General features: G+C 69.5%; 1 protein-coding gene. It reads left to right on the top strand.

The window, feature by feature from the left end; genetic code table 11:
• Window positions 1-246, top strand: a 246-nt coding sequence (locus R0J87_RS23410) for a hypothetical protein (protein ID WP_498889374.1), incomplete at both ends; no start/stop codon positions are given.

The following is a 246-nucleotide window of genomic DNA, read 5'->3' as shown; positions in this document are numbered from 1 at the left end:
GATCGACGGCGCCTGGTGCTGCGCCGATTGCGGATGGCGCTACGGCGATTCCCCCGACACCGACCTCCCTCTCCCCCGCGTCGACGTCGTGTACTACATCCGCTACGACGAGCGAGTGAAGATCGGCACCAGCAGACGCCCGCGGCAGCGCCTCGCGAGCATCCGACACCAGGAGCTGCTCGCATTCGAACGCGGCGACCGCTCCGTCGAGCAGCAGCGCCACCGGGAGTTCGCCGCGGTACGCGA

Origin of the sequence: Halomonas sp. SIMBA_159 (genome assembly GCF_046536035.1) — a bacterium.
Classification (GTDB): Bacteria; Pseudomonadota; Gammaproteobacteria; order Pseudomonadales; family Halomonadaceae; genus Vreelandella; species Vreelandella venusta_A.
This window is presented reverse-complemented; position numbering and strand designations above follow the sequence as displayed.